Raw genomic sequence first — 12,368 nt, forward strand, 5'->3', positions numbered from 1 at the left:
AGCCGTAAACGATGATTAAATACCTGCAAGTCACTAAACCAGGAATTATTTTCGGTAATCTGATCTCTGTTATCGGCGGATTTCTCCTTGCCGCGCAAGGCAGGATTGATTATCCCCTGTTTCTTTCCACGCTGTTCGGGGTATCGCTGGTCGTCGCGTCGGGCTGTGTGTTTAATAACGTTATCGACCGCGATATCGATAAAAAAATGGAAAGAACCAAAAACCGGGTTCTGGTGAAGGGGCTGATATCGCTGAAAGTCACGCTGGTTTACGCTTCGCTGTTGGGCATCGCCGGTTTTGCGCTGCTGTATATCGCGGCGAATCCGCTGGCCATGTGGCTGGCGGTGATGGGCTTCGTGGTCTATGTCGGCGTTTACAGCCTGTATATGAAGCGCCATTCGGTCTACGGCACGCTGATTGGCAGTCTGTCCGGCGCCGCGCCGCCGGTGATCGGTTATTGCGCGGTCAGCAACCAGTTCGATGCGGGCGCGCTGATTCTGCTGCTGATTTTCAGCCTGTGGCAGATGCCGCACTCCTACGCCATCGCTATCTTCCGCTTTAAGGATTACCAGGCCGCCAATATTCCGGTATTGCCGGTGGTTAAAGGTATTTCCGTGGCGAAAAACCATATTACGCTCTATATCCTGGCGTTTATGATCGCCACCCTGATGCTCTCCCTGGGCGGCTATGCGGGCTACAAATACCTGGCGGTGGCCGCCGCGGTCAGCGTCTGGTGGCTGGGCATGGCGTTGTCAGGCTACAAGAACGCCAACGACGATCGGGTATGGGCCAAGAAATTGTTTATTTTCTCCATCGTCGCCATTACCTCGCTGAGCGTGATGATGTCCGTCGACTCCATCGCGCCGGCGCAGGAAGCGTTGTTGACCTATTTGCGTTAACGTCAGTACAGCAATGCAAAAAACAGGCGGCGTTATCCGCCTGTTTTTCTTTTTCCCCCGCCCGCCCTTCCTGTGTGCGCCAAATCACGTAACAAAGCTGCCGTTTACGCAATGACGAATAACGCACTAAAATGACGCCGACCGATTTCCAGAGGTATCAATGAACGACAACAAAATGACCCCGGGCGAACTGCGCGCGACCTGGGGCTTAGGTACGGTATTTTCGCTGCGCATGCTCGGCATGTTTATGGTGCTTCCGGTGCTGACCACCTACGGCATGGCGCTGCAGGGAGCCAGCGAGTCGCTTATCGGCGTCGCCATCGGCATTTATGGTCTGATGCAGGCGATTTTTCAGATTCCCTTCGGCCTGATGTCGGATCGTCTCGGTCGCAAGCCTTTGATCGTCGGCGGCCTGCTGATCTTTACCCTGGGCAGCGTCATCGCCGCGCTCAGCGACTCAATCTGGGGAATCATACTCGGCCGGGCGCTACAAGGGTCCGGCGCGATCTCCGCCGCGGTGATGGCCCTGCTTTCCGATCTGACCCGCGAACAAAACCGCACCAAAGCGATGGCGTTTATCGGCGTCAGTTTCGGCGTCACCTTCGCCATCGCCATGGTGGTCGGCCCGCTCGTTACCCATGCTTTCGGCTTACAGGCTCTGTTCTGGGGCATTGCGCTCCTGTCGCTGATGGGCGTTGCAATTACCCTGGCGGTCATCCCGGCGGCGCCGTCCCATGTTCTGAACCGGGAGTCCGCCCTGGTGCGCGGCGGCGTTAGCAAAGTATTGGCCAATAGCCGTCTGCTGAAGCTGAACTTCGGCATCATGAGTTTACATATTCTGTTGATGTCGAGCTTCGTGGCGCTGCCGAGGGTCATGGAACAGGCGGGACTGACGCCGCAAAATCACTGGAAAATCTATCTGGTCACCATGCTGGTTTCGTTCGCCGGCGTGGTTCCGTTCATTATCTACGCCGAGTTAAAGCGCCGCATGATACGGGTGTTTATCGGCTGCATCCTGATCCTTATCGCGGCGGAAGTGGTGCTGTGGTCGGCCGACAGCCAACTCTGGCGCGTAATTCTCGGCATTCAACTGTTCTTTCTCGCCTTTAACGTGATGGAGGCGCTATTGCCGTCGCTAATTAGCAAGGAAGCGCCCGCCGGGTATAAAGGAACCGCTATGGGCGTTTACTCCACGACGCAGTTTCTTGGCGTGGCCATCGGCGGCAGCCTGGGCGGCAGCCTATTCGAATACGATGGCGCAGCGGCGGTGTTCGCGGCCGGCGCGGCCATTGCCGCGCTCTGGCTGCTTGTCGGCTTTACGATGCAGGAGCCGCCCTACCTCAGCAGCCTGCGTATTACGCTCTCCGACTTGGCGTTAACCAACCGCGATCTCGAACAGCGAATGCGCACGCAGCCCGGCGTGGCGGAAGTCGTTATCGTGCCGGACGAGCGCAGCGCTTACGTTAAGATCGACAATAAAAAAACCAGCAGACGGCAGCTGGAACAGTTAATCAGCCAAGAATAAAACGATCAGGCCGGCCGCAGAGCGTCTTAATCGCGAAAATTGTTAAACTGGAAAGGCTGTCCCAAATCGGCGCCGCGCACCAGCGCCATCACGCTTTGCAGGTCGTCGCGCGACTTGCCGGTGACCCGCACCTGCTCGCCCTGAATTTGCGCCTGCACTTTCAGCTTGCTGTCTTTAATCAGCTTAACGATTTTTTTCGCCAGCGCGCTTTCTATGCCCTGCTTCAATTTGGCGTCGACGCTATAGGTTTTGCCGCTGTGATCCATCTCTTCAGGAACCTCCAGCGCGCCGCCTTCAATACCGCGCTTCATGAGTTTTTCCCGCAAAATATCAACCAGTTGCTGAACCTGAAAATCCGACTCGCTGGCGGCTTTGATGCTTTGCGCCTTTTCATTCAGCTCAAAGCTGGCCGGCACGTTGCGGAAATCCCAGCGCGTGCTCAGCTCGCGCGTGGCGTTATCCACCGCATTACGGACTTCCTGCATATCAATTTCCGAAACAATATCGAAAGATGGCATAATCAATCTCCTGACAATTTTGACCGGCAAGCATAATAACCGCTCCTTTTCTCTATCCCCAACAGATTTCATGGCGCAAAGCCGCGTTGAGTTCGCGTATTCACGACGCCCGGCATACAGGAAACCGCCACGCCTGCGGCCAGAAAGCAGAAAAGCATAGGCCCTGAATAATTCGCGTTGCAGGACAAAACATTATCGTTCTTAACGCCGCCTGCGGCGACGCCGAAGGAGCAAGCCCCACGGATGGCGCGAGCGACAAAGCCAACGCACATGCAACTTGAAGTATGACGGGTATAAACGGATAGTAGCCTTATATTAAGAACGCTTGTTCCCGAGTCAAACAAGGGAGAATGACATGAAAATAACCGTTCTTGGTTGCGGTGCCATCGGGCAGCTATGGCTGGCGGCCCTGCATCAGCAGGGCCATGACGTTCAAGGGTGGCTGCGTATCCCGCAACCGTTTTGCCCGGTGAACGTGGTTCAGCTAAATGGCCAGCACTGCAATCTGAATTTGACCGCGAACGACCCCGATCATCTGGCGCGCAGTGAGCTGTTATTGGTTACGCTGAAGGCCTGGCAGGTTTCCGACGCCATCATCTCGCTGCTGCCGCAGTTGAACCCTCATTCCACCATTTTATTATTGCACAACGGGATGGGAACGTATGAGGAGCTGCCGCCGCTCAGCCAGCCGGTGCTGTTGGGCGTCACGACCCACGCCGCCCGCCGGGATGCCACCGCCGTCGTTCATGTCGCTGCCGGCACCACCCATATCGGTTCGGTTAATGCGGTGAATAGCGCCGATGCGCAAAGCTATTTGGCCGAGATTCTGCATCATGCCCTCCCCGATGTCGCCTGGCATAACAGCATTACCGTGACCTGCTGGTTAAAGCTGGCGGCCAACTGCGTCATCAACCCGCTAACGGTCCTCTATCAGTGCCAAAACGGAGATCTGCGCAATTATCCGCAGCAGCTGGCGTCGCTGTGCCGGGAAATCGTCGAGGTGATGGAGCGGGAAGGCTTCCATACCTCAACGGAGAGCCTGCTGATCTACATTAACCAAATCATCCAGAACACCGCCGCCAATACCTCCTCCATGCTGCAGGACATTATGGCGCAGCGGCATACCGAAATTGACTATATCACCGGTTATCTGCTGCGCCGGGCGCGTATCCACGGCCTGACGCTGCCGGAAAATAGCCGTCTGTTTGAAACCATCAAACGTAAGGAGAATGAATATGAGCGCATCAGCACTGGTGTGTCTGGCTCCTGGTAGCGAGGAAACCGAAGCCGTCACCACCATAGACCTGCTGGTCAGAGCGGGTATTCAGGTCACGATAGCCAGCGTGGCCGACGACGGCGCCCTTGAAATAACCTGCTCCCGCGGCGTCAGAATCCTGGCCGACGCGCCGCTGGTCGCGGTCGCCGATCGGCATTTCGACGCGCTTATTTTACCCGGCGGGCTGCAGGGCGCCGAATGTTTTCGCGCCAGCCCGCTGCTGGTGGAGTGTATTCGCCAGACGCATCAGGAAGGGAAAATCGTCGCGGCGATGTGCGCTACCCCCTCGCTGGTGCTGGAGCACCATCGGTTATTTCCCGTCGGCAACATGACGGGCTATCCGGCGTTGAAAGATAAAATCGCGGCGGATAAGTGGATGGAAAAACGGGTGGTTTACGATGCGCGCGTTAACCTGCTGACCACGCAGGGGCCGGGCACCAGCATGGACTTCGCGCTGAAGCTCATCGAGCTGCTGCTGGGCAAAGAAAAAGCGGCGGAAGTGGCGGCGCAGCTGATTCTGCCGCCGGGCATCTACAACTATCAGGATTAACCGCAAGGGCGCTATCCGGCGCCCTTCAGACTGTTGACAAACCTATCGTCCTTTATCGAACGGTGATAATGGAATGGAAGAGTAAAGCGTCCGCGCCAGGGACGGCGCGGCTCGAGCTTACAGGGACGTACTTGCAGCGTCTTTACGATCCATCCATTATCGCCGCTCACCGGACTTTGTCAGCAAACTCAAGGGCGCTATCCGGCGCCCTTACTCCTTAGGGGCGATACACCTTCACATTGCTGAACCCTTGCTCGCGCAGGTAAAGCGCCTGTAGGCGGCTCATCACCCCGCGTTCGCAATAGAGCAGATAGTTTTTGCTCTGGTCCAGGGAGCCAAACTGCGTGCTCAGTTTGTAGAACGGCAGCGAGATAATCTCGGCATGATCCAACGCCAGCGGTTTATCCTCCTGCTCGTCCGGCGCGCGGATATCCAGTAGGACATCCGTTGGCGCAAACGCCGCCACGGTTTCCACTTCAACCACTTCCTGGCTGGTTTGCTGCGCGATCTCGCGGATATCGATATTGCGCGCCTCGCTAACCACGCGCTCCAGAATCGAGAAATCGAACCGGCTCTCTTCATCCTCGATTTTGGATTTGACCGCTTTTACCGTCGGACTCTTGGAGATCACCCCGCAATATTCCGGCATGGTTTTGGCGAAGTCTTCGGTTCCCAGCTCGCGCGCCTGTTTGATGATGTGCTCTTTGTCGTGGGAAATCAGCGGACGCAGAATCAAGGTGTCGGACGCGTTATCGATCAGGCGCAGGTTGGTCAGCGTCTGGCTGGAAACCTGCCCCAACGCTTCGCCGGTCACCAACGCCTGTACGCCATAGCGTTCGGCCATTTGGGAAGCCGCCCGCACCATCATACGCTTGAGCACCACGCCCATCTGACCGTCGTCGATCTTTTCCAGGATCTCGCCGACCACCGGTTCAAAATCGATAGCGATAAAACGCACCCGGTGCGAACTGCCGAATCGGCTCCACAGATAGTGCGCGACCTGTTTGACGCCGATTTCATGCGCCGCGCCGCCCAGGTTGAAGAAACAGTAATGCACCCGGCAACCGCGGCGCATCAGCATGTAGCTGGAGACGCCGGAATCGAAGCCGCCGGAGATCAGCGACAGAACATCCTCCTGCGTGCCGATAGGGAAACCGCCGATCCCTTCGTAGCGGTCATTAATCAGCAACAGCCGATCTTGGTCGATTTCCAGATGAACGGTGACCTGCGGAGAAGTCAGATTTACCCGGGCACTTTCAATGTTCTGATTCAGGCCGCCGCCGACATAGCGTTCGACGTCCTGCGAACTGAACTCATGCTTACCCCGGCGTTTTACGCGCACGCAGAACGTTTTTCCCGCCACCCGATCGCGGTACAGCGCCAGCGTTTGCTCAAAAATATCGTGAACGTCGGTATAAGCGCGCTCTTCGACATCGAGAATGTGGTGAATGCCGGGAATTCGCGTCAGCGCATCGCGTATGGCCTGGTGGCGGCTTTCATCCTGCGCGCGAACTTCGATGTGATCCCAGTGACGGACAACCGCCAGCGTTTCATCATAAGATTTTAAGACGTTGCGGATATTCCCGGTCAGAATCTTGATAAAGCGCAACCGCACAGATTGGCTCTTGATGGTGATTTCCGGGAACAATTTAATGATAAACTTCATGGTGGCTGTCGTTACTTGATCAGATAAGGTGTAAATAAATTTACCCTGAGCACTAAAATCACGTTATCGGTAAACTCAACCGGGCAGGGTTGATGTTACCAATAGCATCCAGGGCGCGGAGTATATCACTATCTATATTCAAAGTAATCGGCGTTACGGCCGACGCGCATGCGGCCTGGAGTATGACGAGTATTGAGATTACCCTAGGTTTTAGCCGTATAATTCATCGGCATGGGGTGGCGCTCATATGTAAAATAGCGCTATGCAGCCGCAACGCAACAGCGTATAAACCAGGATTCTGAAAAAAACACTATGCCCAAGAAAACCGAGCAGCCGGTGAGTTTTGAAAACTCTCTGAACGAATTGGAAAAAATCGTGACCCGCCTTGAGTCTGGCGAACTGCCGTTGGAAGAGGCACTGAATGAATTTGAGCATGGAATACAGCTTGCGCGCCAGGGGCAGCAAACGCTGCAGCAGGCGGAGCAGCGGGTCCAGATTCTGCTGAGTGATGAACCGGACGCGGCGCTATCGCCTTTTACGCCGGACAGTGAATCACTATGACGGATTTTTCTGCGCAATTGAACGCCCACTGCCAGCGGACGAATCGCGTCCTAAGCCGTTTTATCTCCGCGCTGCCCTTTCAGAGTAGTCCCCTGGTCAACGCCATGGGTTATGGCTCACTGTTAGGCGGCAAGCGGCTGCGCCCGTTTCTGGTTTATACTACGGGAGAGCTGTTCGGCATGCCGCTGGAGAGTCTGGATGCGCCCGCCGCGGCGGTGGAATGCATTCACGCCTATTCATTAATCCACGACGATCTCCCGGCGATGGACGATGACGATCTGCGCCGCGGCCAGCCGACCTGTCATATCAAGTTTGGCGAAGCCAGCGCCGTGTTGGCAGGAGATGCCCTGCAAACCCTGGCATTCTCGATTTTGGCCGATGCGCCGATGCCGCAGGTAACGCTGCAGAATCGTCTGGCGATGCTGTCCGAGCTGGCGCAGGCCAGCGGCGTGGCCGGCATGTGCGGCGGCCAGGCGTTGGATCTGGCGGCGGAAGGCCATCAGGTCGATTTGGCGGCGCTGGAGCAAATTCACCGCCATAAAACCGGCGCGCTGATCCGCGCGGCGGTAAGGCTGGGAGCGCTGGCGGCGGGCGAACCGGGGCGGGCCGCGCTGCCCTATCTCGATCGCTACGCCAACGCTATCGGCCTGGCCTTTCAGGTACAGGACGATATTTTGGATGTGGTCGGAGATAGCGCCACCACCGGTAAACGCCAGGGTGCCGATCAACAGCTGGGGAAAAGCACCTATCCCGGCTTGCTGGGACTGGAAGGGGCGCGGGAAAAAGCCAGGGAGCTTTACCGGGAGTCGCTGGCATCGCTGGACGACCTGGCCCAATCCAGCCCGGCGCCATTGAATATTGAGCCATTACAAACGCTGGCGAGCTTCATCGTCGAGCGCAATAAATAAAATATCTGAACGAGTCTCTAATGAGTTTTGATACAGCGAAATACCCTACATTATCGTTAGTGGAAACACCCGATGAACTGCGTCTGCTACCGAAAGAAAGCCTGCCGAAGCTGTGTGATGAACTTCGCCAATATCTGCTGGACAGCGTCAGCCGCTCAAGCGGTCATTTCGCCTCGGGATTAGGGACCGTCGAACTCACGGTTGCGCTGCACTACGTCTACAACACGCCTTTCGATCGCCTGATCTGGGATGTCGGGCATCAGGCCTACCCGCACAAAATTCTGACGGGCCGCCGCGACCGCATTGCGACTATTCGCCAAAAAGATGGGCTACACCCCTTCCCGTGGCGGGAAGAGAGCGAATACGACGTATTAAGCGTCGGCCACTCATCGACCTCGATCAGCGCCGGGCTGGGCATGGCCGTCGCCGCGGAGCGTGAAGGAAAAGGCCGCCGTACCGTTTGTGTGATTGGCGACGGCGCCATTACCGCCGGAATGGCCTTTGAAGCCATGAACCACGCCGGCGACATCAACGCCGATCTGCTGGTGGTGCTCAACGATAACGAAATGTCGATTTCAGAGAATGTCGGCGCGCTAAATAACCATCTGGCGCAACTGCTGTCGGGAAAACTCTACGCCAGCCTGCGCGAAGGGGGCAAGAAGGTGTTATCCGGGCTGCCGCCGATCAAGGAGTTGGTCAAACGGACGGAAGAGCACATCAAAGGCATGGTGGTTCCCGGCACCCTATTTGAAGAGCTGGGTTTCAACTATATCGGCCCGGTGGACGGTCACGATGTCCAGGCGCTGGCGCAAACGCTGAAAAATATGCGCAGTCTGAAAGGTCCGCAGTTGCTGCATATCATGACCAAAAAAGGGAAAGGCTATGCGCCGGCCGAGCAGGATCCCATCAGCTGGCATGCGGTGCCCAAATTCGATCCCGCCAGCGGCACCCTGCCGAAAAGCAAAGACAATCTGCCGACCTACTCCAAGATTTTCGGCCAGTGGCTGCAGGAAACGGCGGCCAAAGACCGCAGGTTAATGGCCATCACGCCCGCCATGCGCGAAGGTTCCGGCATGGTGCAGTTTTCGCGCGAATATCCGCAGCAATATTTCGATGTCGCCATCGCGGAGCAGCATGCGGTCACCTTCGCCGCCGGTTTGGCCGTGGGCGGTTACCGCCCGGTTGTGGCGATCTACTCCACCTTCTTGCAGCGCGCCTACGACCAGGTGATCCACGACGTCGCCATCCAAAATCTGCCCGTCCTCTTCGCCATCGATCGCGGCGGAATCGTCGGCGCCGACGGGCAGACGCATCAGGGCGCGTTCGATTTGTCGTTCCTGCGCTGTATTCCCAACATGGTCATTATGACGCCGAGCGACGAAAACGAGTGTCGTCAGATGCTGCATACCGGCTATCACTACCAGAAGGGGCCGGCGGCGGTGCGCTATCCGCGAGGCAGCGGCTGCGGAGCGGATTTAACGCCGCTGAGTGAAATCGCGCTGGGTAAAGGCGTGATTCGCCGTCAGGGAGAAGAGATCGCGATCCTTAACTTCGGCACGCTCTTGCCGGAGGCGTGGAAAGTCGCGGACAAGATGAACGCCACCCTGGTGGATATGCGCTTCGTCAAGCCGCTGGACGAAACGCTGATTCTGGAAATGGCAAGCAGCCACAGCACGCTGGTGACGCTGGAAGAAAATGCGATCATGGGCGGGGCCGGCAGCGGCGTCAACGAACTGCTGATGGCGAAACGCGTTGCCGTTTCCGTCTTGAATCTCGGCCTGCCGGACAGATTCGTTCCCCAGGGCGGGCAAGAAGAGATACGCGCCGATATGGGGCTGGATGCGGCGGGCATTGAGCGCAGCATCAGGCAGTGGCTGGCATAGAGGGCTACGCCGTCGCCCGCCCTGCGTAACCTATGCCGGGGCGGGAAAAGCGCCCGAGGCGTTTTTTAGCGCCGTCTGCAGCGCCTCACGAAAAGGCCGGCCAGTGGTGTCCAACCCAGTAAATCATCCCGGCGCCGATCACGCCGGCAACGATATCGTCGATCATAATCCCCATACCGCCGTGCACATTGCGATCAAACCAGCGAATCGGCCAGGGCTTCCAGATATCCAGGCAGCGAAACACCGCGAAGCCCGCCGCGACCCACTGCCAGTCATTGACCGGTATCGCCATCAGGGTAATCCACATACCGACGAACTCGTCCCAGACGATGCTGCCGTGGTCGTGAACGCCCATATCCTTCGCCGTGCGATGACACAGATAGACGCCGATGCAGATGCTAAACATCACCACCAGCGAATAGAGCTCGGTGGGAAGAAACGACATCACATACCACAATGGGATCGCCGCCAGCGACCCGAAGGTCCCCGGCATCCAGGGCGCCAGACCGCTGCCGAACCCCGTTGCCAACAGGTGCCACGGATTGCTCAAGCGCAACCGGCTTTTCGCCGTCTGCGGCCCTTTAGTTTGGCTGGCTAAAATGGTCATATCCCTTCCAGTTCAGTTCAATCTCTTTCTCGCCCTGGAAGAAACGCAGCCCTTCGGACGCCGGCGCGATCTGGCCGATACAGGTATAGTCAGCCCCCAGATGCCCCAATGCGATATCCAGCGCGCCGCGGTTAATTTCCGGCACGGTGAAGCACAGTTCATAATCTTCGCCGCCGGATAGCGCCCAGCGCAAAGCCCGCTCGGCATCGGCGCGATCGCGCAGCCAATGGGAATAAGGGATTGCGTCCAGATTGATCCTGGCTCCGCACTCGCTGCTTTGCAGAATATGCCGCAGATCGGAAATCAGACCGTCGGAAATATCGATGGCCGAACTGGCCAAATCGCGCAGCGCCTGACCTTGCAATATTCTGGGCTGCGGACGCAGATGGCGCTGAATCAGCGCCCGACGGGCATCGCCGTCCTCAGGCGAGAATTGATTTTGCAGAATCGCCAGCCCGGCGGCGCTGTCGCCCAGCGATCCGGTAACGTAAACCCAGTCGCCGATGCGGGCGCCTCGGCGGGTTAACGCCCTGCCGGCGGGAACCAGGCCATAAATCGTCAGCGTCAGGCTCAGCGGACCGCGCGTGGTATCGCCGCCGATCAGCTGCATGCCGTAATAGTCAAGCAGCGCAAACAGGCCGTCGCTATATTTCGCCAGCCAGTCGGCGTTGCTTTCAGGCAGGGTAATCGCCAGGGACAACCAGGCGGGATCGGCCCCCATCGCCGCCAAATCGCTTAAATTGACCGCCAGCGACTTGTAGCCCAGATCGGCGGGATCGATATCCGGTAAAAAATGCACTCCGGATACCAACGTATCGGTGCTCACCGCCAGTAGCTGTTTCCCGGCGACCGACAGTAACGCGCAATCGTCGCCGATGCCCAACGCAACATCCCGGCGAGAACTTCCGGCCCGATTGAAATAGCGGGCAATAAGGTCAAACTCACCTGCAACCATAACCTTTCCAGCCAGCGTTTTATTAAAAAGACCAGGGCCGGATATCCGGCCCTGACCCATTTATTTCTTACCTTTGCGAACCGTGGGCGCGGCCTTATCAAGCACGCCATTCACAAACTTATGGCTGTCCTCGGCGCCAAACACCTTCGCCAGTTCGATAGCTTCATTGATGGCGACTTTGTAAGGAACATCGTCGCGTTTGCTCAATTCAAACATCGCCAAACGCAGGATAGCTCTTTCTACCTGACCCAGCTCATCAAGCTGACGGGACAGAAAAGGCGCCACCAGTTGATCCAGTTTTTCCGCCTGAGCGGCGACGCCTGCCAGCAGCTCTCGGAAATAGGTGATGTCGACATCTTTGACATCCTGCTCGCTCAGGAATTGTAGTTCAATATCGGCAATATCATTATTAGACAACTGCCAGGAATAAAGCGCTTGAACCGCACATTCACGGGCGCGGCGACGAGCAGCAGGTTTCACGGAATTCCCCTTACTTAATCAGGCTTGCTTAATAGCTTTCAATACATTAATCATTTCCAGCGCGGTCAAGGCGGCTTCCGCGCCTTTGTTACCCGCTTTGGTGCCGGCGCGTTCGATGGCCTGCTCAATGCTTTCCGTGGTCAAGACCCCAAAGGCTACGGGGATATCACTGCTCACAGCGACCTGAGACAGACCGGAACTGCACTCGCCGGCAACAAACTCAAAATGGGCGGTTCCACCGCGGATAACCGTCCCCAACGCGACCACTGCGTCATAACCGCCGTTTTGCGTGTTCTTGGTCAGCGCGCGCACCGCCAACGGCAGCTCATAGGCGCCAGGAACCCAAACAACGGTGATATTCTCATCTTTAACCTGACCAACGCGTTTTAGCGCATCGATCGCGCCTTCCAACAGGCTGTCGTTAATAAAATGGTTAAAGCGAGCGATGGCAATCGCCACGCGGGCATCAGGAGTAGCAACAACACCTTCAATAACGTTCATAGCTTTCCTTTATCTGGTCTTTATACCCCGCAGGGGGGC

General features: G+C 57.0%; 13 protein-coding genes. 7 read left to right on the top strand and 6 right to left on the bottom strand.

The features are described from left to right. The first annotated feature begins 11 nt into the window (after nt 1-11). The gene (cyoE, locus tag VSX58_RS06945) at nt 12-899 is read left to right on the top strand and encodes a heme o synthase (protein WP_327612714.1); all 888 of its coding nucleotides are present in this window, start codon (nt 12-14) and stop codon (nt 897-899) included. Between the two features lie 160 nt (nt 900-1,059). Further along, nucleotides 1,060-2,424: an MFS transporter gene (locus VSX58_RS06950; RefSeq protein WP_327617448.1), complete on the top strand. Its 1,365-nt coding sequence runs from the start codon at nt 1,060-1,062 to the stop codon at nt 2,422-2,424. Nucleotides 2,425-2,450: 26 nt separating this feature from the next. Here VSX58_RS06950 and VSX58_RS06955 read toward each other — a convergent pair whose 3' ends face one another. Continuing rightward, nucleotides 2,451-2,942 carry a YajQ family cyclic di-GMP-binding protein gene (locus tag VSX58_RS06955; RefSeq protein WP_327617449.1) on the bottom strand — a complete coding sequence of 164 codons (492 nt, stop codon included), beginning with the start codon at nt 2,940-2,942 and terminating at the stop codon, nt 2,451-2,453. Nucleotides 2,943-3,297: 355 nt separating this feature from the next. Between VSX58_RS06955 and panE the strand changes: the two genes are divergently transcribed. Together panE and yajL are read left to right on the top strand one after the other, a co-directional pair. Continuing rightward, nucleotides 3,298-4,215, top strand: coding sequence for a 2-dehydropantoate 2-reductase (gene panE, locus VSX58_RS06960; protein ID WP_327617451.1), 918 nt, complete (start codon nt 3,298-3,300; stop codon nt 4,213-4,215). Next, entirely contained in the window at nt 4,178-4,768 is a 591-nt protein-coding gene (gene yajL, locus VSX58_RS06965) for a protein deglycase YajL (RefSeq protein ID WP_327617452.1), read from the top strand. Before panE ends, yajL begins: the two co-directional genes overlap by 38 nt. Nucleotides 4,769-4,985: 217 nt before the next feature. Here the strand turns inward: yajL and thiI are convergent, their stop codons facing one another. Continuing rightward, nucleotides 4,986-6,434, bottom strand: a complete 1,449-nt coding sequence (gene thiI / locus VSX58_RS06970) for a tRNA uracil 4-sulfurtransferase ThiI (RefSeq protein ID WP_327617453.1) — start codon at nt 6,432-6,434, stop codon at nt 4,986-4,988. Between the two features lie 312 nt (nt 6,435-6,746). Here thiI and xseB point away from each other — a divergent pair, with 312 nt between their 5' ends. From xseB to dxs, 3 genes are read left to right on the top strand one after another with little or no spacing between them, the layout of a single operon-like run. Continuing rightward, nucleotides 6,747-6,995, top strand: coding sequence for an exodeoxyribonuclease VII small subunit (gene xseB, locus VSX58_RS06975; RefSeq protein ID WP_327612705.1), 249 nt, complete (start codon nt 6,747-6,749; stop codon nt 6,993-6,995). Then, nucleotides 6,992-7,903 (top strand): (2E,6E)-farnesyl diphosphate synthase, encoded by a 912-nt coding sequence (gene ispA, locus VSX58_RS06980; RefSeq protein ID WP_327617454.1) that lies wholly within the window; start codon nt 6,992-6,994, stop codon nt 7,901-7,903. The genes xseB and ispA overlap by 4 nt, the downstream gene beginning before the upstream one ends. A gap of 20 nt (nt 7,904-7,923) precedes the next feature. Beyond that, a complete protein-coding gene (dxs, locus tag VSX58_RS06985; RefSeq protein WP_327617456.1) occupies nt 7,924-9,786 on the top strand; it encodes a 1-deoxy-D-xylulose-5-phosphate synthase in 1,863 nt (620 codons plus the stop codon). 85 nt (nt 9,787-9,871) lie between these two features. Here the strand turns inward: dxs and pgpA are convergent, their stop codons facing one another. Genes pgpA through ribH form a run of 4 tightly spaced genes read right to left on the bottom strand, consistent with a single transcriptional unit; the run spans nt 9,872 to nt 12,329 of the window. Then, nucleotides 9,872-10,393 (bottom strand): phosphatidylglycerophosphatase A, encoded by a 522-nt coding sequence (gene pgpA / locus VSX58_RS06990; RefSeq protein ID WP_327617457.1) that lies wholly within the window; start codon nt 10,391-10,393, stop codon nt 9,872-9,874. After that, nucleotides 10,368-11,348, bottom strand: coding sequence for a thiamine-phosphate kinase (gene thiL / locus VSX58_RS06995; RefSeq protein ID WP_327617459.1), 981 nt, complete (start codon nt 11,346-11,348; stop codon nt 10,368-10,370). The genes pgpA and thiL overlap by 26 nt, the downstream gene beginning before the upstream one ends. A gap of 60 nt (nt 11,349-11,408) precedes the next feature. Then, entirely contained in the window at nt 11,409-11,828 is a 420-nt protein-coding gene (nusB, locus tag VSX58_RS07000) for a transcription antitermination factor NusB (protein ID WP_327612700.1), read from the bottom strand. Between the two features lie 18 nt (nt 11,829-11,846). Beyond that, entirely contained in the window at nt 11,847-12,329 is a 483-nt protein-coding gene (gene ribH / locus VSX58_RS07005; protein WP_327617461.1) for a 6,7-dimethyl-8-ribityllumazine synthase, read from the bottom strand. Between the last annotated feature and the right edge of the window lie 39 nt (nt 12,330-12,368).

Source organism: Brenneria populi, assembly GCF_036016195.1.
GTDB lineage: Bacteria > Pseudomonadota > Gammaproteobacteria > Enterobacterales > Enterobacteriaceae > Brenneria > Brenneria populi.

What these genes read in the sequence shown, in the direction of transcription:
- panE (WP_327617451.1), top strand. Translation starts at nt 3,298, where the DNA reads ATGAAAATAACCGTTCTTGGTTGCGGTGCCATCGGGCAGCTATGGCTG.
- yajL (WP_327617452.1), top strand. Translation starts at nt 4,178, where the DNA reads ATGAGCGCATCAGCACTGGTGTGTCTGGCTCCTGGTAGCGAGGAAACC.
- pgpA (WP_327617457.1), bottom strand. Translation starts at nt 10,393, where the DNA reads ATGACCATTTTAGCCAGCCAAACTAAAGGGCCGCAGACGGCGAAAAGC.
- cyoE (WP_327612714.1), top strand. Translation starts at nt 12, where the DNA reads ATGATTAAATACCTGCAAGTCACTAAACCAGGAATTATTTTCGGTAAT.
- xseB (WP_327612705.1), top strand. Translation starts at nt 6,747, where the DNA reads ATGCCCAAGAAAACCGAGCAGCCGGTGAGTTTTGAAAACTCTCTGAAC.
- VSX58_RS06955 (WP_327617449.1), bottom strand. Translation starts at nt 2,942, where the DNA reads ATGCCATCTTTCGATATTGTTTCGGAAATTGATATGCAGGAAGTCCGT.
- VSX58_RS06950 (WP_327617448.1), top strand. Translation starts at nt 1,060, where the DNA reads ATGAACGACAACAAAATGACCCCGGGCGAACTGCGCGCGACCTGGGGC.
- ispA (WP_327617454.1), top strand. Translation starts at nt 6,992, where the DNA reads ATGACGGATTTTTCTGCGCAATTGAACGCCCACTGCCAGCGGACGAAT.
- ribH (WP_327617461.1), bottom strand. Translation starts at nt 12,329, where the DNA reads ATGAACGTTATTGAAGGTGTTGTTGCTACTCCTGATGCCCGCGTGGCG.
- thiI (WP_327617453.1), bottom strand. Translation starts at nt 6,434, where the DNA reads ATGAAGTTTATCATTAAATTGTTCCCGGAAATCACCATCAAGAGCCAA.
- thiL (WP_327617459.1), bottom strand. Translation starts at nt 11,348, where the DNA reads ATGGTTGCAGGTGAGTTTGACCTTATTGCCCGCTATTTCAATCGGGCC.
- dxs (WP_327617456.1), top strand. Translation starts at nt 7,924, where the DNA reads ATGAGTTTTGATACAGCGAAATACCCTACATTATCGTTAGTGGAAACA.